Below are 20,383 nucleotides of genomic sequence, written 5' to 3' on the forward strand. Positions count from 1 at the left end.
CACTGCATCCGGGCGGTCGCCGTACCGTGTCGTGCATGTCGCAATTTCTTGAGGTCCGGTGTTCACCGTTTCTGGTCCGTGCGCTTTGCTCGATCGCAGATGCCAGCGCAAAGGCGGGGGCCGATCGCATTTGCTCTGGAGAACGCTCATGAAACGTCGAATCGACCCGATACTGATCGGCCTCATCGGCACGGCACTGCTGGCCACGGCGCCGGCGGCCGCGGCGGCCGCGGAGACCGTCACGCAGGCGGAACAGGACGCAGCCTGGAATTTCATGCACCACCGCGCAGGTCCACTGGTGCAGGCGGTCCGTGACGCCACGGCGAGATACCGGGACGTATCCCAGGCCGAAGCGGACGGCTACATGCCGGTGCTGGGCTGCGTCAGCGGCCCGGACATGGGCGCGATGGGCATGCATTACCTCAAGGCCAGCCTGCTCGGCGACGGCATGGTGGACGTGGCCCATCCGGAACTGCTGGTTTACGAGCCGACACACGGCGGTGGCGCACGGTTGGTGGCGGTCGAATACCTGGCGCTCGCCGATGTGTGGGACGGCGCGCATGCGGATGGGTCACCGCCGTTGCTGATGGGCCAGTTGTTCGACCACACCGACGCGCCGAACCGCTTCCGCCTGCCGGCGCATTACAGCCTCCACGTGTGGGCATGGAAGTACAACCCGCTCGGGGTCTTCTCGATGTGGAACCCGCGCGTCTCGTGCACGGCATTCACGGGCGTCTGAGAGGCCCGGCCGCGGTCGATGGCCATGCCATGGAGGCGCCCTTGCGGGCGCCTCCGGACATGTCGCGCTACGAATCGCTCGCCTCGCGGCTCACCAGATGAGGTCGTCAGGCACCGGGAACTGCTGGTAGTAGGCGTCGTCCTCGCCCGCGGGAGCCGCGGGTTCCGCGCGACCGTGGTCGAGCGCGATCAGCTGCGGGTCACGGTCGCGGATCCGGTCGGCTGCAGCGCGCGGGACCAGCTCGTAGCCTTCGCCGTAGCGCACGATCACGAGCGCGCCGCTGGCCAGCTGCGCGCGCAGCCGCTGGTCGACCAGCACGCTGGCGATGTGGTCGCCGTCGGTGAAGCGATAGGTGATGTCGCCGCCGCGTTCGACCTTGTGCGTGTCGATCATCTGGCGCGCCTGGGCCTTCTGCTCGGCGGCGCGCGACTGGGCATTCCGCTCGGCCGCCAGAGCACGGTCGCGCTCGGCACGCTCGGCCTGCAGCCGTTGCGCCTCGACCTGCTCGGCGGTGGGGGCCGCCGGTGCCTTGCCTTGGCGCTGTTTCGACTGTTCGCGCGCTACCTGGTTGACCTTGGCCTTGTTGACCAGGCCGGCCTTCAGCAGTTGTTCTTGCAGGGGATTGCGCATGGGAGGCGGTGCGGCGTTCGGAGTGGCGGATTGTAGCCCGCGCGTCATCGGCTCGGAGGCGCCGAGTCCGGTGGCGGTGAACGGTCCGCATGGCGCGACCTTGCGCTTGCGCGAGCTGTGCTAGCTAACTGCCCATGACGTATTCGCTGACCCCCGATGGTCGCTACCTGGTGGTTCGTGGCCGGCTGTGGCGTGCGGCCAATCCAGGATTGGCGCCCGAGGTGCGGGAGGCGTGGGTTCGTCGCCTCATGGCGGCGCGCCGCGCGGTCGGGCAAGCACGCCGGTCGGGGAACCACGAAGCGCTTGCGCGGGCCGGGAAGGCGGTCGACGAAGCCAAGGTGGCCCTCGGCGAGCGAGGCCCCGTTTGGTGGGAAGACGGTGCGCCCGACCTCAATCGCCATCTGGTGAAGAACAGTCCCTACGCCGCCTGGTTCGAGCGCGGCGATGGGGAGTCCGGCCTATGAACTGACGGGTGCGGGAGCCATGCGTCGTGACGCCGGCATCTTCTCGGCGTTGCGCGCAACGCGTCGTTGAGCCGGTGTCAGGAGTGGCTCCGGCCATTTGCCTGCATGATGCAGCTCCGACTCCGTCCAGGAACGCCGCATGCCCGCCAACCGCACGGTCGCGCATCCCCCGCTTGGCGTGCTGCTGCGCGAGTGGCGCGCGGCGCGCAGGCTCAGTCAGCTCGATCTGGCGCTGGCGGCGGAGGTGTCGACGCGGCACCTGAGCTGCATCGAGACCGGCAAGGCACGGGCCGGTCGGGAGGCGCTGGCGCGCATGGCGGCCGTGCTGGACATGCCGCTGCGCGAGCGCAACGCGCTGTGGCTCGCGGCCGGCTATGCGCCCGAGTGTCCCGAGCACGCGTTGGCGACGCCCGCGCTGGAGCGCATGCGCCAGGCGGTGGAGCTGATCCTGGCGCAGCAGGAACCGTACCCGGCTTTCGTGCTGGACCGGGAGTGGAACGTGTTGATGGCGAATGGCGCTGCCATGCGGGTCAACCGATGGCTCATGGACGGGCGGGAAAGCCGCCACGCCAACCTGTTGCATCAAGTGTTCGACCCGGAGGATTTCCGCGGCGTGATCGTCAACTGGTCGGAAGTGGCGGAGAAGTTCCTGCACCATCTGCATGCGCAGATCGCCGCGGCCCCCACCGATCCGCTGCCGCGCCGGATGCTCGACAGCGTGTCGGCTTATCCGGACGTGCCCAAGCTCGGCCGGGTGCATGCGGGCAGGCCGCTCGATCCGGTACTCACGCTCGTCTTTCGCCATCGCGAAGGCGAGCTGCGCTTCTTCGAAACGATCACCACGTTTTCGATGCCGCGCGACGTGACGCTGGAGGAACTGCGGGTCGAGTGCGCGTTCCCCGCCGACGAGTTCACTGCCCGGGTATGCCGTCAGCTGGCGGCGAGCGAGGCGCCTCGACCGGCTTCATGACCTCGCAGGTCATTGCCGCGCCCGAAGTGGCATCGCACGCTGATGCCACTCCCATTCTGGAACGGCATCATGCGCGAGCGCTCCCGGTTTCCGCTTTCCATTGCTCCCGCCGTCGCGGCCGCAATCCTGCTGGCCTGCGGTCCCGCCCATGGACAGGCTTCGCCCGACGCATCGACGCGTGCGCGCGAACCGTCGCCGGCCGTCGCATCGACCGCGCGGGCAGACTCCGGTCCCGAACTGCAGAGGCTGAACGCGCTGGCGGGGCATTGGACGGTCAGGCAATCGATGTGGACCGACCCGGCCAATGCGCCGGCGATTGACGTGGGCGAGGCCACGCTCACGCCGGTGCTGGGCGGACGGCACCTGCGCCAGGACTTGCGCATCGACTCGCCGACCGGTGCTTTCCGGGGCCTGGGCTACCTGGGCTACGACCTCGCCACGCGCCGTTACGACAGCCTCTGGATGGACGTCAATTTCACCGGGATGATCCTGGCGCATGGGTCCTACGATCCGTCGCGGCGCACTTACGAGCTGACCGGCGCCATGCCCGATCCGCACCACGCCGGCGCGACCCTCCCGCTGCGCGAAGTCATGCGCGTGCCGGACGCCGACCACTTCACCTACGAGTACTACGAGCACCACGACGGACGGGAAATGCTGGCCGTGCGGCTGGAGTACACGCGAAGGTGAGGAGGCCCCGCGCGTAACGTTCTTCGTTAGAGGGATGGTCAATCCGCGAGGCGCGCAATCACGATGTCGAGCAGCGCCCGCAGCCGGGCCAGCCGCCGCATGTCACGGTGGTAGCCGATCCAGGTGTCGCGGGTGGGCGGCTCCTCGCCGAGATCGATGCGCCGCAAGCCGTCGAGCGCATCGCCGAGCGGGCAGGGCAGCACCGCGAGGCCAGCGCCGCGCAGGCACATGCGCGCCTGCACGGCGCGCGCATTGCTGCGGAAGAAAACGCTCGCGTTGGGGAGCATCCGCTGCAGCCAGGCGACGTCCGGCATGTCGCTGAAGGCGGTATCCATCGTGATCAGGCCCACGCCTGCGCCGTCGCCGGCATGGGCCACCGGATGGCTCGCGGCCGCGTAGACGCCGTAGGGCATGCGCAGCAATTTGCGCGAGACGATGTCCGGTTCGTCGAAGGGCTGGATGCGGAAAGCCAGGTCGGCCTCGCGGCGCGAGAGGCTGAAGAAGCGCGAGTCAGTGAGCAACTCGATCACCACGCGCGGGTGGCGCTGGGAAAATTCGGCGAGGACGGGTGCCAGCAGGTACTCGGCGAACCAGTCCGAAGCGGTGATCCGCAGCATGCCGTCCAGCTGCTTTTCCTGCCCGGTGAGTTGTCGCTGCAGGGCGAGCGCCTCCTCCTCCATGCGCTCGGCATGGGGAAGAACGGCGGCGCCTTCGTCGGTCAGCACGAAGCCGCTCCTGGTCCGCTGGAACAAGCGGTGCCCGACCGCGTGCTCCAGGGCCTGCAGCCGACGTCCCATGGTCGGCTGGGTTTGTCCCAGCTTGCGCGCGGCAGCACCGAGCGTGCCTTCGCGCGCGATGGCCAGGAAAACGCGCAGGTCGCTCCATTCCATCCCGGTTCTCTCCGGTCGCAGGCAGGACCGGTTGCCATGCAATTATGCATGACGCGTATGCGCTTATCTGGATTTCCAAACGAATTTGTCGGGCGTAGCTTGGCGCCACCTCATCGAACGCCGAGCCTCCCATGACCACTTCTCCCACCATGCAAGCCGCCGTGCTGGAAAGCCATGGCGCTCCATTCCGGCTGGCCTCCATCGCCCGTCCCGTGCCCCAGGCGGGACAGGTGCTGGTGCGAATCATGGCCAGCGGCATCAATCCCCTGGATTTGAAGATCCGCGCCGGAGCCGCCGAGCATGCACGTCACCCGCTGCCTGCGATCCTGGGTATCGATCTGGCGGGCATCGTGGCCGCCACCGGGCCGGGCGTCACCGGCTTCCGCGTCGGCGACGAGGTGTACGGCATGACCGGCGGCGTGGGTGGCGTGCAGGGTTCGCTGGCCGAATATGCCGCGGTGGACGCGGACCTGCTCGCGTTGAAGCCGGCGCATTTCAGCATGCGCGAGGCGGCGTCGCTGCCGCTGGTGTTCATCACCGCCTGGGAAGGGCTGGTCGATCGCGCCCGCGTCAGGGCAGGCCAGACCGTACTGGTACAGGGCGGGGCTGGCGGCGTGGGAAGCATGGCCGTCCAGATCGCGCGTGCCTTCGACGCGCAGGTCTTCGCCACCGAGGGGCCCGCGCATGCCGACATCGTTCGCCAGCTTGGCGCCACGCCGATCGACTACACGCAGATGCAGGTCGAGGACTATGTGGCCGCCCATACTGCGGGGCGCGGTTTCGACGTGGTGTTCGATACCGCCGGCGGCGCGAGCCTGGACGCCTCCTTCAAGGCGGTCGCACGGTTCGGCCACGTGGTCAGTTCGCTGGGATGGGGCACCCACGCGCTGGCGCCCCTCTCGTTCCGGGCGGCGACCTATTCGGGCGTGTTCACCCTGTTGCCGCTGCTGACAGGCGAAGGCAGGGCGCACCACGGCGACATCCTGCGCGAAGCGACCTGCCTCGCCGAGGCCGGGCGGGTCAGGCCGCGGCTGGATGCCCGGACGTTCGACCTGGCGACATTGGACGATGCCTATGCGCTGATCGAGCAACGGCAGGCGCTGGGCAAGGTCGTGGTAGATATCGACGGGTGAGGCGCGGTCGCGAGGCTTTTGGCACCGCTTGGCGACGCATTCCCCTCCCGCACGCAGGTCAGAAGACGGGTTGAGGTCGCCGTGGCGACGCGTTGCGACGGCTGCATCACGGTGCATACCGGCGAAGCCTTGAAGCGCGGCGACTCGCGCGGGGAGATGCCGAAGCGCTCGGCGTCGCCGTCGAGCTCAACACCGGTCCGGCGTTTGGTGTACTCCGCGCGTCATGGATGCGGTGAGCGAGCACAGCGCGGGTTAGCCCGACCTGTACCATCGCGTCGCCCGGGCAGCTACCCGGCGTGTACGTTGGGAGACAGGACGGGCGGCTGCGCGGTGCTCCCGCAGATACACATTCCAAGGACATGGCCATGAACGAACCCTCCCCTATCCGCAACGTTTCCGACACGGCGCTCTGGGTCACGATCTACCGCGCGATGGAGAGCGAGCGGCCGGACCGGATCTTCAACGACCCCTATGCACGCAAACTCGGCGGCGAGCGCGGCGAGGCGATCGTGCGTGCGATGCCCAGGGGCGCGGCGACCGCATGGCCAATGATCGTGCGCACCGCAGTGATGGACGAGATCGTGCTGCGTTGCGTGGCCGACGGTGCAACGACCGTGCTCAACCTTGCCGCCGGGCTGGATGCACGGCCCTGGCGCCTCGACCTGCCGGCGTCGCTGCGCTGGCTGCACGTGGACATGCCCGACATGGTCCGCTACTTCCGCGAGCAGATGACGAGCGCGGTACCGCGTTGCAAGGTCGAGTTCGTGGCTGCCGATCTGCGCGAGGCCGAGGCCCGCCGCGCATTGTTCGAGGGCGCCGCCGCGCACGGCCCCGTGTTGGTGATCAGCGAAGGTTTGCTGGTGTATCTCACGCCCGCCGAGGTCGGCGCGCTGGCGCGCGATCTGCACGAAGTGGCGCGTGCGCGGTGGTGGCTGATGGACATTGGATCTCCGCGCCTGCGCAAGTTCATCGAGCGCAGTCGCTGGACCAGCCGGCTGCAGCATGCGCCGATGCACTTCTTTCCCGAGGAAGGCACGACGTTCTTCGCGCCCTACGGCTGGCGCGAGATCGGGTTCCGATCGACCTGGGACGAGTCGTTCCGGCTAAAGCGCACCATGCGCGGAGCATGGTTTTTCAAGCTGCTGTCCAGGCTGCAACCGGCCGCGCAGGTGGAGGCGGGCCGGCGCATGTCCGGGATCGCGTTGCTGGAGTCCCGCTGACGCGCAGCGGCAGGGGCGCGCGTCGCCCGGGGAGCAGGCGACTAGCGCTTCATTCAATGCTTCAAGGCCCGCTCGACGTCGTCGGCCATGACCCCCACGCGAGCCACGGCGGCGCGCAGCTCATCTTCGCTGACGCCCCACTTGTCGGCCCAGTAGCGGGCTTCGTAGTCCTCGTTCACGTTGACCCGGGTGCGGTCGGCGGGCCCGCGGTTGTTCAGGTTGTCGCTCATGGCTTGCTCCCGATGGGCTGTCCTGCGCGGGTTGTGGCACCCGCGCGGTGAAAGGGCGGTGGAACCGGAGTGGTCGCCTGTTCCTCGCGTTCATGCGGATGCAGCGATAGCGTCCGGGATGGCGGGCTCGCGGCTTCACCCGTTGCTGAACACGCAGGACTAAGCTGCCGGAACCGCGGCGTACACCGCTTACCGGAGGCGTGTCATGGCAAAGCAATCCATTCGTTGGGCAACGGCGTTCGTGTTTGCGCTCGCCTTGCCACTGGCGGCTCATTCGCACCCGGGCATGGCCGCTACGAAAGAGGTCAAGACGGCCGCCGCACACGCGGGCATGGCGATGGGCGCGGCAGACCTGAAGATGGCCAAGGCCCATCTGCAGCACGTCGTCAATTGCCTGGTCGGGCCCTCCGGCGACGGCTACGACGCGCAGGCCGAAAACCCGTGCAAGGGCATGGGGCAGGGCGCCATCGTCGATGCCAAGGACGATGCCGCACGAGTGTCGCGATTGCAGGCGGCGGCGATGCAGGCGAAGGAAGGAACGAATGCAAGCTCGGTGGACGAAGCCCACGCGAGCGCGCAAAAGGTCATGTCCAGCCTTCAGGCGGACCAGGGGCCCGCGAGCTGACGCTCAGGCAACGGGCGCGAGTCGGCCGTGATTCGGGCGCGCCGGCGTTGTCCTCGCAAGTGTCGCGTCCCACGCAGCCACTGCAAAACGCAGTGGCTGCGTTTTTGGTAGGGAAGGAACGGTGCCGGCGTCCATCAGGCTCCCGACGGACGTCTTTACGGCTGGAACCACGCACCAGCTTTCGCGGATCCCATCGGTCATGGGCCTGGCGTTGTTTGTCGGGGAGGCCCGACGATCTGCGCGACCGGTCGTTGGCGCTCCTGCGTGACTATTGGCCCGCTTGCGCGGCCGGGTCCGCGCCTAGAATCGGGCGCCAGCCCTTACCGGAATGCCGCCATGCCACGCTTTCTCCGCCGCGCTCTGCTGGTGCTCGCCGGGCTGGTCCTCGTCACTGCCGGGTTCGACGCGGCCACCTACGACGCGCGCGCCTGGCAGGCCGATTACGCTCGCCTCAAGCAGGACATGGCACAGGGCTACGCGAACCTGGACTGGATCGCTGCGCACCGCAGCCTGGACCTGGCCGCGCTCGACCGGCGGACCACGGCTGCGCTCGATGGCGCGCATTCGCACGTGCGCGCGTTCCTGGCGCTGCGCCGGTTCGCCCGGGCCTTCAACGATCCGCATCTGCGACTCGTGCCGGGGGAGCGACCCGTCATGCCCGCAGCGGCGGTGGCCGATGCCGCTCCTGCCTCCGCCGCTGCGGCGGTCGAGGCCGATCCGCCAGCGGGCAAGGACTGCGCCGCCGCCGGATACGAGGAGGGCGACCATGCGTTCCACTTTCCCTTCGCCGGTCTGGCGGGCTGGACTCCCATGCGCACGGGCGATTTCCCGACCGGCATGCTGGGCGATCTCGGCGTGTTGCGCATCGCGCAGTTCGGCGAGGACGCCTACGCCACGGCCTGCCGGCAGGTATTTCGTCCGGGCATTGGCGGGCGGGAACTGCAGCTGGCGGTACGCGAGCTGGAGGGGCGCCGACTGGTGGAGGCCATCGGCGAACTGCGGGCGCGCGGTGCACGCCGACTGCTGGTGGACGTCTCGGGCAATGGGGGTGGCAGCGAGTGGGTGACCGAGGTGGTCGCGCTGTTGACCGACCGGTCGTTGTCGCGCGCGCAGCCGCGGCGTGTCGCGCCTGCGTGCGACCGCTCGATCGTGTGGCGAGGCGCCGCCGCGCCGTGCCCGGTACTGGAGCCCGAGGGCGAGCGACTCACCCTGCAGGGCAGGGGTGTATGGACCGGGCCGGTGTGGATCCTCGCCGATCACCATACCGCATCGGCATCGGAGGACTTCGTCGCCTGGCTGCAGCAGAACAAGGTCGCACGCGTGCTTGGCCAGACCACCGCCGGCGCGGGTTGCGGCTACGTCAACGGCGGTGGCCGCACGCGGCTGCGAGCCAGTCCTTTCGACGTGCGCATGCCGAACTGCGCGCGCTTCCTGGACAACGGCACGAACGAGATCGAGGGCATTGCGCCGGATGTAGTGCTGCCGATGGAAGGGGACGCCACCGACCAGGCGCGCGCGCTGGTTGCTGCGATATCACGATGAGGCGGGAACGCCGAAGTACGACGGGGTGGCCGTGAGCGGCCGGACTCAGCGCTTGCCCTTGGCCTCGAGCATAGCCTTGAGGTCGGCGAACGGGTTGCCGGTGGCGGGGGCCTGCTCGACAGGTTCGTAGCCGGCACCGCGTACGTGATCGATGTAGCGGGAGTGCTCGTTGTCGTGGCAGTACACGCACAGGAGTTCCCAGTTGCTGCCATCGGGCGGATTGAAATCGTGGTCGTGGTTGCGGTGGTGCACCGTCAGCTCGCGCAGATTGGTGCGGGTGAACTCGCGCCCGCAGCGGCCACACACCCACGGATACATCTTCAGCGCACGTTCGCGGTAGCCGAGTTCGCGCTGTTCGGCGGCGCGCCGGGCCTCGGCCACGATGCGGTCGAGTTTGGCGGAGTCAGGCGTGCGTTGGCTCATGGCGGGATCCCGTGGCGGTTCGGTCGGCATTATCGCGTGTGCGGGTGCTGGCTGCCGCGTCATCGTCGACCGGTTCGGGGACTGCGTCAGCGTGAGCCTGCGGCCCGGGCGACAACCGGAGAGGTCGTGTCCGGGTGCTTGCTGGAGGGGCGCCTGCCGGCTGAGCCACAATGGCGCGTTCCGTCACAAGGACCACAGCATGATTTACCTCTGGATCAAGTCCTTCCACCTGCTCTTCGTCATCGCCTGGATGGCGACGGTTTTCTACCTGCCGCGCATTCTCGTCAACCTCGCCGAGGCCGGCGACGATGCGGCCGTGCGGGAGCGGCTGCTGCTGATGGGGCGGCGGTTGTACAAGTTCGGCCACAACATGTTCGGCGTCGCGTTCCTGTTCGGCCTGGTGCTGTGGCAGGGCTGGCGGCTGTTTCCCGCGACCTTGCCTAACGTGGCGTCGGGCATGCACTGGATCGATGCCAAGCTTGGACTGGTGGCCTTGTTGCTGGCCTATTTCGTGGTCGTGGGGCGGATGTTGAAGCACTGCGGGAAAGGCGGCGCGTTGCCTTCGCCGTTGGTCTTGCGCTGGCTCAACGAACTGCCGGTCCTGCTGTTGCTGGGGGTGATTTTCCTGGTGCTGGCCAAGCCTTTCTGATTCGAACCGATAACCCATTGCAACGCATTCGCTGCCCCGTGCGGTGATCACGCGCGTCCATGACTTTTCTCGACCGCCGGTTTACGTTCGCGGGTGTCTAATCGTCAACCGGTGCATTGGTGTCCGGGTGCACTTTTCGGTCCGCTAGACCGACGTAGGTCCTGACATACCAGCGAGCGCTGGCGCGTTGTGGCAGCACGAGCGTTTCAGGTATTGCAGATTTTCCAAGCTTGCTCGGCGGTTCCATTCCGCGTTCATCGCGGAGCGCGTTCCTTTGTCGCAAAAAAAACTGGAGACGCGGCCACGGCGCCTCCCGGCGGCTTTGCCGTTGGTGTCGCGGCCGTACCATCGGGCGGCCGGGCCTTGGTGTCGAAGAATGCCAGGGCATGACTGGGGCGGCGGCGGGGCCTAATCCGCGGCGCTAACGCCGCATGCTGGCCTTGCCGTTGCGGCAGCCGGTTCTCCCCGGATCGACCCCCATGAACATCTACCAGCCTGCCACGTTCGAAGATTTGGACCAGGCACGCCGCGTGCGCGCGCGCCATGCATTGCTCGCTGCCGCGGCACCCGCCGCGTTGGCGATCCTGGAAGTCTTCCATCCGCATCCAGGCCACCACCTGCTTGCCATGGACGTCCGAACATGGCTGATCGTGCACTACATCCAGTTGCCGCTATTCGCTCTGGCCGCGTTTTCGGTGGCAACGCTGGTGAACGCACAGGCCGGTGTTGCGGCGAAGCTCTGCCGGGCGGCGCTGTTTGTGTTCGCCCTGTGCTTCGTGGTTTTCGATACTGCCGCCGGACTGGTGGTGGGCAGTCTGGTGGAGGCGGCACACGCCTCCGGGAAGCCGGGTGCGTGGCAGGCGCCGATCGATGTCGTCTGGATGCATCCGGTATTCGGTGGAACCAACCATCCACTGTTGGCGCTGATCGGACGGCTTTCATTGTCCGTTGGCGCCGCGTCGGCCGCGCTGTCGCTGTACCGGGCCGGCCGCGCCTGGCAGCCGGCACTTCTGCTGGCGCTGTCCGGTTGCGTGATGTACGTGTTTCCCGGTCACTCCTGGCCGGGCGGGCCGCTGACCTTCGGCGGCATGGCGGTGGCCATCGCCTGGCTGCACTGGGCGCGGCCCCACATGACGCTGGAGCAGTGGGGGCTTCCGGGCATGGGCAGGAACGGGCCCCGGTAGCCAGGTTGCGTTCGCGACGTAGCGGGTCAGCGCCCGTGGTACTCGCGATACCACTTCACGAAGCGTGCGACGCCATCCTCGATCGAAGTGCCCGGCGCATAACCGACGTCGCGGCGCAGGGCGGAGACATCGGCCCAGGTGTCGGGGACGTCGCCCGGCTGCATGGGCAGCAGGTTCTTCCCGACGGTGGCGCCGAGGTTCTGTTCCAGGAGCTCGATGAAGCGCAGCAGCTGCACGGGCTGGTCGTTGCCGATGTTGTACACGCGGTAGGGCGCGCTGGACGTGCCGGGATTGGGTTGTTCCGGATCGTAGGACGGGTCGGGCTGGGCCGGGTGATCGAGCGTGCGGATGACGCCCTCGACGATGTCGTCGATGTAGGTGAAGTCGCGGCTGTGGTTGCCGAAGTTGAAGACGTCGATCGGCTCGCCGCGGCTGATGCGGTCGGCGAACAGCATCGGTGACATGTCGGGCCGGCCCCAGGGTCCGTACACGGTGAAGAAGCGCAACCCGGTGGTGGGCAGGCCGTAAAGATGGCTGTAACTGTGCGCCATCAATTCGTTGGCCTTCTTGCTGGCGGCGTACAGGCTGACGGGATGGTCGACGGCATCTTCCACCGCGAAAGGCATCTTGCGATTGGCACCGTAGACGGAGCTGGAGGAGGCGTAGACCAGGTGCTCGACCTTGCCGTGGCGGCAGCCCTCCAGGATGTTGAGGAAACCATCCAGGTTGCTGCGTACGTAGGCGCGCGGATTCTTCAGGGAGTAACGCACGCCGGCTTGTGCGGCCAGGTTCACCACGCGCTGCGGCTGGAACGTCGCGAAGGCGCGGTCGACCGCTTCGGCATCGGCCAGGTCCGCGCGCAGGTGCGTGTACGCACGGTGGTCGGCGAACTGCGCCAGGCGCGCTTCCTTCAACGACGGGTCGTAGTAGTCGTTGTGGTTGTCGATGCCGAAGACTTCGTCGCCGCGCGCGAGCAGGCGCTGGGCGAGTGCGGCGCCGATGAAGCCGGCGGTGCCGGTGACGAGGATACGCATCCGTTACGGTTCCTGTTTAGGACGGGGCATTCTAGCGGGCTGGGGCGTGAGGGGCGGGCGCAGGTGCATGAGCTCCTACCATTTTGTAAGAGCGGCCCCGGGCGGGACCGTCGTCGGCAAGTCGCCGACTGGCGCGGACATGGCGATCGCGCCCAAGGGCGCTCCTGCGGGGGATTCTCGGCTAGACTAAGGGCCTGATTGGTTCGAGGTGGCCCGCGCGTAAGCGCCGGTCGAGCGTGCGACATGGCAACTACCGCTTTCCATCGCTGACCTCCCGACGCCTTTGTTCCGTTGCACAAAAGGGCGTTTCGCCCTTTTTTGATTTTCCGGGGTTCCATCCATGATCGAAGTGACTCTCCCGGACGGCAGCAAGAAGCCGTTCGACCATTCCGTGACCGTCCAGGACGTGGCCGCCTCCATCGGCGCCGGCCTGGCCAAGGCGACGCTCGCCGGCAAGGTGGACGGCAAGCTGGTGGACGCCAGCTTCCCGATCGACCATGACGCCCGCGTGGAGATCGTCACCGAGAAGAGTCCCGAGGCGCTGGAGATCCTGCGCCATTCCACCGCGCACCTGCTGGCGCAGGCGGTGCAGCGCCTTTACCCCGGCGCGCAGGTCACCATCGGGCCGGTGATCGAGAACGGCTTCTACTACGACTTCGCCTACGAGCGCCCCTTCACGCCCGACGATCTGGCGAAGATCGAGGCGGAGATGGAGAAGATCGTCAAGGAGGCACTGCCGGTTTCGCGCTCGGTGAAGTCGCGCGATGAGGCGGTGACGTTCTTCCGTGATCTGGGCGAGGTCTACAAGGCCGAGATCATCGAGTCGATCCCGGCCAACGAAGAGCTCTCGCTCTATACCCAGGGCGACTTCACCGACCTGTGCCGCGGCCCGCACGTGCCCAATACGGCCAAGCTTCGGTCCTTCAAACTGATGAAGGTCGCCGGCGCCTATTGGCGCGGCGACAGCAACAACGCGATGCTGACCCGCGTCTACGGCACCGCCTGGCTCAACGACAAGGACCTCAAGGCCTACCTGCACCAGCTGGAGGAGGCCGAGAAGCGCGACCACCGCAAGATCGGCAAGGCCCTGGACCTGTTCCACCAGCAGGAAGAAAGCCCCGGCATGGTGTTCTGGCACCCCAACGGGTGGGCGATCTGGCAGCAGGTCGAGCAGTACATGCGCCGCGTGTACCGCAAGAGCGGGTACCAGGAAGTGCGCTGCCCGCAGGTGCTGGACGTGTCGCTGTGGAAGAAGTCCGGCCACTGGGACAACTACGCGGAGAACATGTTCTTCACCGAGTCGGAGAAGCACACCTACGCGCTCAAGCCGATGAACTGCCCCGGCCACGTGCAGATCTTCAACACCGGCCTGCACAGCTACCGCGAGCTGCCGATCCGCTACGGCGAGTTCGGTGGCTGCCACCGCAACGAGCCCTCGGGCGCGCTGCACGGGATCATGCGCGTGCGCGCCTTCACCCAGGACGACGGCCATATCTTCTGCACGCCTGAGCAGATCGAGCCTGAGGTCACCGCCTTCCACCAGCAGGCCATGCAGGTGTATGGCGACTTCGGTTTCCAGGACATCGCACTGAAGATCGCGCTGCGCCCGGACAAGCGCATCGGTTCGGACGAAGTGTGGGATCGCGCCGAGGACGCGCTGCGCAAGGCGCTTTCGGCCGCCGGCGTGCAGTGGGAGGAGCTGCCCGGCGAGGGCGCTTTCTACGGCCCCAAGATCGAGTACCACATGAAGGATTCGATCGGCCGCGCCTGGCAGGTCGGCACCATGCAGGTCGACTTCATGATGCCCGAGCGCCTGGGCGCCGAGTACGTGGACGAGGCCTCGCAGAAGCGCCACCCGGTCATGCTGCATCGCGCCATCGTGGGTTCGATGGAGCGTTTCATCGGCATCCTGATCGAACACCACGCCGGCAACCTGCCGGCCTGGTTGGCGCCGGTGCAGGCGGCGGTGTTTTCCATCACCGACGCCCAGGCCGGTTATGTCCGCGAGGTGACGCAAGCCCTTGTCGACAAAGGCTTCCGCGCCCAGGCCGATTTGCGCAATGAAAAGGTCGGCTATAAAATCCGCGAGCATACGTTGCAGAAGGTCCCTTATCTCCTCGTGGTCGGTGACCGCGAGAAGGAAGCGGGGGCCGTTTCCGTGCGTACCCGTTCGGGCGAGGATCTGGGCAGCATGCCGCTGGCCGACTTCGTCGAACGACTTCAGGCCGAAACGCGGCGTTGATGTTCGCCGTGGCCTAATTCAATAACTCTTCTGGAGGATAGTGGTATCGCTACCACCGACAACAAGGGCAACCGCCGTAACCTCGAAATCCGCGTGCCGCGCGTGCGCGTGATCGGCGCCGACTCGGAACAGCTGGGCATCCTGACCCGCGACGAGGCGCTGGCCATGGCGCAGGAAGCGGGCATGGATCTGGTCGAGATCCAGCCCAACGGCGACCCCCCGGTCTGCCGCATCATGGATTACGGCAAGTTCAAGTTCGAAGCCCAGAAGAAGGCCCAGGCCGCCAAGAAGAAGCAGAAGCAGGTCGAGATCAAGGAAGTGAAGTTCCGCCCGGTGACGGACGTGGGCGACTACCAGATCAAGCTGCGCAACATGCTTCGCTTCCTGGAAGAGGGCGACAAGGTCAAGGTCACGATCCGCTTCCGCGGCCGCGAGATGTCCCACCAGGACCTCGGCCAGAACCTGGCCCGGAAGATCCAGGAGGACGTCGGCGACAACGGTCAGGTGGAATCCTTCCCCAGGCTGGAAGGACGCCAGATGGTCATGATGATCGGACCGAAGAAAAAGCAGTAACGAAAAAGGCGGCCTCGATGGCCGCCTTTTCTTTGCCTCCCTTTTGAACCCTCTCCAGGGTGGGGAGAGGGAGCAGACCGCGCGCGCCTCAGCTTTCGAAGCGCACAAGCACCGCGTCCGCTTCGACGAACTCGCCCTGCGTCGCACTGACGCTCTCGATGGTGCCGGCGCGCGGCGCCTTGAGCGCCAGCTCCATCTTCATCGCTTCCATCACCAGCAGCTCCTGGCCCTCCTCGACGCTGTCGCCGGGCTTGGCCTTGACCAGCACGATGCGGCCGGGCATCGGGGCGACGATCTGGTTGCCGCCGGCGCTTTCGGTCGACGCCCAGGCGAAGGCGGGGGCGCGCACGAAGCGGTAGCGGCGGCCGGCGGCGTCGTGCAGCAGGACGCGGCTGTCGTCGACCAGCGCACCCAGGCGCTGGGCCTCGCCGTCGAAACGGGCGCTCAGTGCATCCGCTTCCAGGCGTGCGCCGTGGACGTCGCAGGCGGCCTCGCCGTGTTCCAGCCGGTAGTCGCCGCCATGACCGTGGGCCGCGATTTCGTAACGCTGCTCATGGAGCGACAGCGCTACCACGCGCTTGCCGGCGTGGCCGATGCGCCAGGCATCGGCGCTGGCCCAAGGGGAATGAGGGTCGGCTGCGTTGGACGATACGCTGCGTTCTTCCTGCAGCAGCGCCGCGGTCGCGGCGGCGAACAGCACTCGGCCGGCCGGCGGCGCTTCGCCCTGGAGGAACTCGTCCAGATGGCGGTCGAGGTAGCCGGTGTCGATGCGTCCCTCGACCACCGACGGGTGTCGCGCCAGCCGCTCGAGGAAGGCGATATTGGATTTCGGACCCACGATCTCGCATTGGGCCAGCGCCTGGCGCAGGCGTTCCAGCGCCTGCGGACGGTCGGCGTCCCAGACGATCAGCTTGGCGATCATGGGGTCGTAGAAGATGGTGACGGTGTCGCCCTCGACCACGCCGCCATCGATGCGCACGTGCTTCGACGGCGAAGGCAGGCGTAGCCGCAGCAGCTTGCCGGAACCTGGCAGGAAGTTCTGCTCCGGATCCTCGGCGTAAAGGCGCACCTCGATCGCGTGGCCGTGCGCCTTGACCTGCTCCTGCCTCAGCGGCAGCGGCTGGCCGGCGGCGACCCGCAGCTGCCACTCGACCAGGTCCAGGCCCAGCGTCTCCTCGGTGACCGGATGCTCGACCTGCAGGCGCGTGTTCATCTCCATGAAAAAGAACTCGCCATCCGCGCCGACGATGAACTCCACCGTGCCGGCGCCGACGTAATCGACCGCCTTTGCGGAGGCCACCGCGGCCTCGCCCATGGCGCGACGGCGCTCCGGGGTGAGGAAAGGCGAGGGCGTTTCTTCCAGGACCTTCTGGTAGCGGCGCTGGGAGGAACACTCGCGCTCGTTCAGATGGATCACGTTGCCGTGCGAGTCGCCGAATACCTGGAACTCGATGTGCCGCGGGTGCTCGACGTAGCGTTCCAGGATCACCCGCGTGTCGCCGAAGGCATTGGCCGCCTCGCGCTGGGCCGAGGCCAGCGCGTCGGCGAACTCGTCCTCGCCGCGCACGATGCGCATGCCCTTGCCGCCACCGCCGGCCGCGGCCTTGATCATCAGCGGGAAGCCGGTCTTGCGCGCCTGCTCGGCGAGGTGCGGGGGTTCCTGGTTCTCGCCGTGGTAGCCCGGGACCAGCGGCACGGCGTGCTTTTCCATCAGCGCCTTGGCCGCCGCCTTGGAACCCATCGCGTCGATGCTTTCGGGCTTGGGGCCGATGAACACGATGCCCGCCTCGACACAGGCGCGGGCGAAACCGGTGTTCTCCGACAGGAAGCCGTAGCCAGGATGGATCGCCTGCGCGCCGGTGCTCTTCGCTACTTCCAGAATGGCATCGCCACGCAGGTAGGAGTCAGCCGGGCGCGGGCCGCCGATCGGCCAGGCCTCGTCGGCCAGCCGCACGTGCTGGGCGTCCTTGTCGGCCTCCGAATACACCGCGATGGTGTGGATGCCAAGGCGCCGGCAGGTGCGGATCACGCGGCAGGCGATCTCGCCGCGGTTGGCAATCAGTACGCGCTCGAACATGCAGGGTCGGTCCCGAGTCGATGCAAAGCCCGCGAAATTAACAGATAAGACGTGTGTAGCCGATGCGCAGCGCAGCACGAGGCTGGCCGGGGAGGGCTATCATTGTCGGTCGCCGCCAGGCTTTCCCTGCAGGAGCGCCCTTGGGCGCGACCGGGGGCTCGGCGGTCGCGCCCGAGGGCGCTCCTGCAAAAGGCCCTGCGAGACACGCTTTGAAGAAGTCCGATTTCGATTTCGACCTGCCGCCCGAACTGATCGCCCAGGCACCGCTGCCGGAGCGATCGGCCAGTCGGCTTCTGTGGATGGACCCGGCCGCCGGCACGCTGGAAGACAGACGGTTCCGCGAACTGCCGTCCTTCCTGCGCCCCGGTGATTTGCTGGTGTTCAACGACACCCGCGTGCTGCCGGCGCGGCTTTACGGGCGCAAGGAATCCGGTGGCGCGGTGGAGATCCTGATCGAACGCGTCACCGGCGCGCACGAGGCCACCGTGCAGCTCGGCGTGAGCAAGAAACCGAAGGAAGGCGGCCGGATCGAGCTTGGCGACGGTAGCCATGCCACGGTGCTGGGTCGCGACGGTGCGTTCTTCAAGCTGCGCTTCGAATCGTCCGAGCCGCTGGAAAAGCTGCTCTCGAAATTGGGCGAGATGCCGCTGCCGCCCTACATCCAGCGCCATGCCGATGCCGCCGACATGGAGCGCTACCAGACCGTCTATGCCCGCGAGCCAGGCGCCGTGGCCGCGCCCACCGCCGGCCTGCACTTCGACGAACCGCTGCTCGAGCGCCTGCGCGAGCTGGGCGTGGACACCGGCTACGTCACGTTGCACGTGGGCGCCGGTACCTTCCAGCCCGTGCGCGTGGAGGACATCCACCAGCACACGATGCACCGCGAATGGCTCAACGTGGGCGCCGCGCTGGTGGAGAAGATGCGTCGAACGCGCGCGGCCGGCGGGCGGGTGATCGCGGTGGGCACCACCGTGGTGCGGGCCCTGGAAAGCGCCACGATCGACGGGCAGGTGCATCCGTTCGCCGGCGAAACCCAGATCTTCATTTTCCCGGGCTACCGCATCACCAGCATCGACGGCCTGATCACCAATTTCCACCTGCCGCAGTCGACGCTGCTGATGCTGGTGTCGGCGCTGGCCGGACGGGAGTTCGTGCTGGAGGCGTACCGGCATGCGGTGCGGGAGCGGTACCGGTTCTTCTCCTATGGCGATGCGATGCTGATCCTGCCGCGCGCCTAGGCCCTCTCCCCGAGGGAAGAGGGAGCAGGCGCGTGGCAATGCGATAATGCCGCGATGACTTCCATGACTTTCGAACTGCTGGCCCGCGACGGCGCGGCCCGCCGCGGCCGCCTGGCCTTCGGCCGTGGCACCGTCGAGACGCCCGCCTTCATGCCCGTGGGCACCTACGGCTCGGTCAAGGCGATGACCCCGCGCGACCTCACGGAACTTGGCACCGAGATCATCCTGGGGAACACCTTTCATCTCTACCTGCGCCCGGGCCTGGAGATCGTGGAAAAGTTCGGCGGCCTGCATCGCTTCATCGGCTGGGACAAGCCGATGCTCACCGACTCGGGCGGCTTCCAGGTCTTCTCCCTGGCGCACAAGCGCAAGCTCGCCGAGGACGGGGTGACTTTCGCCTCGCCGGTGGACGGCTCGAAGGTGTTCCTGTCGCCCGAGGTGTCGATGAAGATCCAGACGGTGCTGGATTCGGACATCGCCATGATCTTCGACGAGTGCACGCCTTATCCGGCCACGGAGAAGCAGGCCGCGGACTCGATGGAGATGTCGCTGCGCTGGGCGGAACGCTCGCGCCGCGCGTTCGACGAGCTGCAACGTGCCCGTTCAAAGCCGCCCAATGCCCTGTTCGGCATCGTGCAGGGCGGCGTGTACGAACCGCTGCGCCGCCGTTCGGCGGAGGGCCTGGTCGGCATCGGCTTCGACGGCTACGCGGTCGGCGGCCTGGCCGTGGGCGAGCCGGAGGCCGAGCGCAATCACACGCTGGACTTCACCGTAGGCCTGTTGCCCCAGGACAAGCCGCGCTACCTCATGGGCGTGGGCCGGCCCGAGGACATCGTCGAGGCGGTACGCCGCGGCATCGACATGTTCGACTGCGTGATGCCCACCCGCAACGCACGAAACGGCTTCCTGTTCGTGCCCGAGGGCACCCTGCGCATCCGCAACGCCAAGTACGCCGACGACACCCGCGTGATCGAGGATGGCTGCGACTGCTATGCCTGTGCCAACGGCTTCAGTCGCGCCTACCTGCGCCATCTCGACCGGTGCAACGAGATACTGGCCAGCCAATTGGCCACGCACCACAACCTGCGCCACTACCAGCGGCTGATGGCCGAGCTGCGCGAGGCGATCGCCACCGGGGCACTGGAAAGCTTCGTTGCCGCGTTCTACGCCCGCCGCCAGGGCGCCGCGGCATAGGATCCCTTGCAGGAGCGCCCTTGTGCGCGACCGCCATGTCGGCCGAGCCTCCGACCCTCGGTGGATGGATGTGCGGTCGCGTCCAAGGGCGCTCCTGCAAGGTCGACGCGCGCCGGCCGGAACTTCCCTTCAGGCCTGCTTACCAAGGCGCGGAGCTTGCAAACGCCGGTCCGCGCCGCCATGCAGGAACGCGTGAAGCCGCCGTGCATGCCCTTGGGGTGCATGGCATAATCCAAGACCTTTTTCTGGCGCGGACGGGAATTTCCTGTCCACGCCGCTACTTGCAGGATGAAACGATGAGCCTTCCGATGTCCCTGGTGATCGCCCAGGCTGCTCCCGCCGCTGCACCGGGCAACCCGCTTTTCAGCTTCCTGCCGCTGATCGCACTCTTCGTCATCTTCTATTTCCTGATGATCCGGCCGCAGATGAAGCGCCAGAAGGAGCACCGCAACATGGTCACGGCGCTGGCCAAGGGCGACGAAGTCGTCAGCAACGGCGGCATCGCCGGACGCGTGGAAGAGGTGGGCGAAAGCTTCCTGACCGTCGAGATCGCGCCGAACGTCAAGATCAAGCTGCAGAAGGGCGCCATCTCGCAGGTGCTGCCCAAGGGCACGCTGAAGTCGTCCTGACAAGGCC

At 67.3% G+C, this 20,383-nt stretch carries 21 protein-coding genes; 15 read left to right on the top strand and 6 right to left on the bottom strand.

Features of this window, described 5'->3' with window-relative positions:
• Positions 1 to 148 precede the first annotated feature (148 nt).
• Positions 149 to 739, top strand: a complete 591-nt coding sequence (locus ACFWZ1_RS05730; RefSeq protein ID WP_439665724.1) for a hypothetical protein — start codon at positions 149 to 151, stop codon at positions 737 to 739.
• 90 nt (positions 740 to 829) lie between these two features.
• On the opposite strand, the gene ACFWZ1_RS05735 is transcribed toward ACFWZ1_RS05730, so the two are convergent.
• A complete protein-coding gene (locus ACFWZ1_RS05735; protein WP_439665725.1) occupies positions 830 to 1,369 on the bottom strand; it encodes a DUF2058 domain-containing protein in 540 nt (179 codons plus the stop codon).
• Between the two features lie 134 nt (positions 1,370 to 1,503).
• Here ACFWZ1_RS05735 and ACFWZ1_RS05740 point away from each other — a divergent pair, with 134 nt between their 5' ends.
• From ACFWZ1_RS05740 to ACFWZ1_RS05750, 3 genes are all read left to right on the top strand, one after another.
• Positions 1,504 to 1,833, top strand: coding sequence for a hypothetical protein (locus ACFWZ1_RS05740; protein ID WP_439665726.1), 330 nt, complete (start codon positions 1,504 to 1,506; stop codon positions 1,831 to 1,833).
• A 139-nt stretch (positions 1,834 to 1,972) separates the two neighbouring features.
• Complete coding sequence (locus ACFWZ1_RS05745; protein WP_439665727.1) at positions 1,973 to 2,803, top strand: helix-turn-helix domain-containing protein; 831 nt, start codon at positions 1,973 to 1,975, stop codon at positions 2,801 to 2,803.
• A gap of 69 nt (positions 2,804 to 2,872) precedes the next feature.
• On the top strand, positions 2,873 to 3,493 hold the full coding sequence (locus ACFWZ1_RS05750) for a DUF1579 family protein (RefSeq protein ID WP_439665728.1): 621 nt from the start codon (positions 2,873 to 2,875) through the stop codon (positions 3,491 to 3,493).
• Positions 3,494 to 3,531: 38 nt separating this feature from the next.
• Here the strand turns inward: ACFWZ1_RS05750 and ACFWZ1_RS05755 are convergent, their stop codons facing one another.
• Positions 3,532 to 4,383 (bottom strand): LysR family transcriptional regulator, encoded by an 852-nt coding sequence (locus ACFWZ1_RS05755; protein WP_439665729.1) that lies wholly within the window; start codon positions 4,381 to 4,383, stop codon positions 3,532 to 3,534.
• Positions 4,384 to 4,514: 131 nt separating this feature from the next.
• Between ACFWZ1_RS05755 and ACFWZ1_RS05760 the strand changes: the two genes are divergently transcribed.
• Positions 4,515 to 5,516 carry a zinc-dependent alcohol dehydrogenase family protein gene (locus ACFWZ1_RS05760; protein WP_439665730.1) on the top strand — a complete coding sequence of 334 codons (1,002 nt, stop codon included), beginning with the start codon at positions 4,515 to 4,517 and terminating at the stop codon, positions 5,514 to 5,516.
• Between the two features lie 365 nt (positions 5,517 to 5,881).
• Positions 5,882 to 6,736, top strand: coding sequence for a class I SAM-dependent methyltransferase (locus tag ACFWZ1_RS05765; RefSeq protein WP_439665731.1), 855 nt, complete (start codon positions 5,882 to 5,884; stop codon positions 6,734 to 6,736).
• A gap of 53 nt (positions 6,737 to 6,789) precedes the next feature.
• On the opposite strand, the gene ACFWZ1_RS05770 is transcribed toward ACFWZ1_RS05765, so the two are convergent.
• A complete protein-coding gene (locus ACFWZ1_RS05770; protein ID WP_231324553.1) occupies positions 6,790 to 6,966 on the bottom strand; it encodes a DUF3606 domain-containing protein in 177 nt (58 codons plus the stop codon).
• A 205-nt stretch (positions 6,967 to 7,171) separates the two neighbouring features.
• Here ACFWZ1_RS05770 and ACFWZ1_RS05775 point away from each other — a divergent pair, with 205 nt between their 5' ends.
• Both ACFWZ1_RS05775 and ACFWZ1_RS05780 read left to right on the top strand, forming a co-directional pair.
• Positions 7,172 to 7,591 (top strand): hypothetical protein, encoded by a 420-nt coding sequence (locus ACFWZ1_RS05775; RefSeq protein ID WP_231324555.1) that lies wholly within the window; start codon positions 7,172 to 7,174, stop codon positions 7,589 to 7,591.
• 336 nt (positions 7,592 to 7,927) lie between these two features.
• Positions 7,928 to 9,133 carry a S41 family peptidase gene (locus ACFWZ1_RS05780; RefSeq protein WP_439665732.1) on the top strand — a complete coding sequence of 402 codons (1,206 nt, stop codon included), beginning with the start codon at positions 7,928 to 7,930 and terminating at the stop codon, positions 9,131 to 9,133.
• Between the two features lie 45 nt (positions 9,134 to 9,178).
• Here ACFWZ1_RS05780 and ACFWZ1_RS05785 read toward each other — a convergent pair whose 3' ends face one another.
• Complete coding sequence (locus tag ACFWZ1_RS05785; protein WP_231324558.1) at positions 9,179 to 9,556, bottom strand: YajD family HNH nuclease; 378 nt, start codon at positions 9,554 to 9,556, stop codon at positions 9,179 to 9,181.
• Between the two features lie 199 nt (positions 9,557 to 9,755).
• On the opposite strand from ACFWZ1_RS05785, the gene ACFWZ1_RS05790 reads away from it, so the two are divergent.
• Positions 9,756 to 10,205, top strand: a complete 450-nt coding sequence (locus tag ACFWZ1_RS05790) for a CopD family protein (protein WP_439665733.1) — start codon at positions 9,756 to 9,758, stop codon at positions 10,203 to 10,205.
• 479 nt (positions 10,206 to 10,684) lie between these two features.
• Positions 10,685 to 11,389 carry a hypothetical protein gene (locus tag ACFWZ1_RS05795; protein ID WP_231324563.1) on the top strand — a complete coding sequence of 235 codons (705 nt, stop codon included), beginning with the start codon at positions 10,685 to 10,687 and terminating at the stop codon, positions 11,387 to 11,389.
• Between the two features lie 26 nt (positions 11,390 to 11,415).
• Here the strand turns inward: ACFWZ1_RS05795 and ACFWZ1_RS05800 are convergent, their stop codons facing one another.
• Positions 11,416 to 12,423 (bottom strand): NAD-dependent epimerase, encoded by a 1,008-nt coding sequence (locus ACFWZ1_RS05800; RefSeq protein WP_231324565.1) that lies wholly within the window; start codon positions 12,421 to 12,423, stop codon positions 11,416 to 11,418.
• Positions 12,424 to 12,763: 340 nt separating this feature from the next.
• On the opposite strand from ACFWZ1_RS05800, the gene thrS reads away from it, so the two are divergent.
• Both thrS and infC read left to right on the top strand, forming a co-directional pair.
• Positions 12,764 to 14,665: a threonine--tRNA ligase gene (gene thrS, locus ACFWZ1_RS05805; protein WP_439665734.1), complete on the top strand. Its 1,902-nt coding sequence runs from the start codon at positions 12,764 to 12,766 to the stop codon at positions 14,663 to 14,665.
• Positions 14,666 to 14,710: 45 nt separating this feature from the next.
• Positions 14,711 to 15,238 (top strand): translation initiation factor IF-3, encoded by a 528-nt coding sequence (gene infC / locus ACFWZ1_RS05810; RefSeq protein ID WP_425600838.1) that lies wholly within the window; start codon positions 14,711 to 14,713, stop codon positions 15,236 to 15,238.
• Positions 15,239 to 15,326: 88 nt separating this feature from the next.
• Here the strand turns inward: infC and ACFWZ1_RS05815 are convergent, their stop codons facing one another.
• Positions 15,327 to 17,315, bottom strand: coding sequence for an acetyl-CoA carboxylase biotin carboxylase subunit (locus ACFWZ1_RS05815; RefSeq protein WP_439665735.1), 1,989 nt, complete (start codon positions 17,313 to 17,315; stop codon positions 15,327 to 15,329).
• A gap of 209 nt (positions 17,316 to 17,524) precedes the next feature.
• Between ACFWZ1_RS05815 and queA the strand changes: the two genes are divergently transcribed.
• The 3 genes from queA to yajC all read left to right on the top strand — a co-directional run bounded on the left by queA (position 17,525) and on the right by yajC (position 20,376).
• Positions 17,525 to 18,553, top strand: coding sequence for a tRNA preQ1(34) S-adenosylmethionine ribosyltransferase-isomerase QueA (queA, locus tag ACFWZ1_RS05820; protein WP_439665736.1), 1,029 nt, complete (start codon positions 17,525 to 17,527; stop codon positions 18,551 to 18,553).
• A gap of 54 nt (positions 18,554 to 18,607) precedes the next feature.
• Positions 18,608 to 19,747 (top strand): tRNA guanosine(34) transglycosylase Tgt, encoded by a 1,140-nt coding sequence (tgt, locus tag ACFWZ1_RS05825; protein ID WP_439665737.1) that lies wholly within the window; start codon positions 18,608 to 18,610, stop codon positions 19,745 to 19,747.
• Positions 19,748 to 20,043: 296 nt separating this feature from the next.
• On the top strand, positions 20,044 to 20,376 hold the full coding sequence (gene yajC / locus ACFWZ1_RS05830; RefSeq protein WP_231324575.1) for a preprotein translocase subunit YajC: 333 nt from the start codon (positions 20,044 to 20,046) through the stop codon (positions 20,374 to 20,376).
• Positions 20,377 to 20,383 lie beyond the last annotated feature (7 nt).

This window comes from Frateuria sp. GZRe14 (genome assembly GCF_051900395.1).
Taxonomy (GTDB): Bacteria; Pseudomonadota; Gammaproteobacteria; order Xanthomonadales; family Rhodanobacteraceae; genus Frateuria_A; species Frateuria_A edaphi.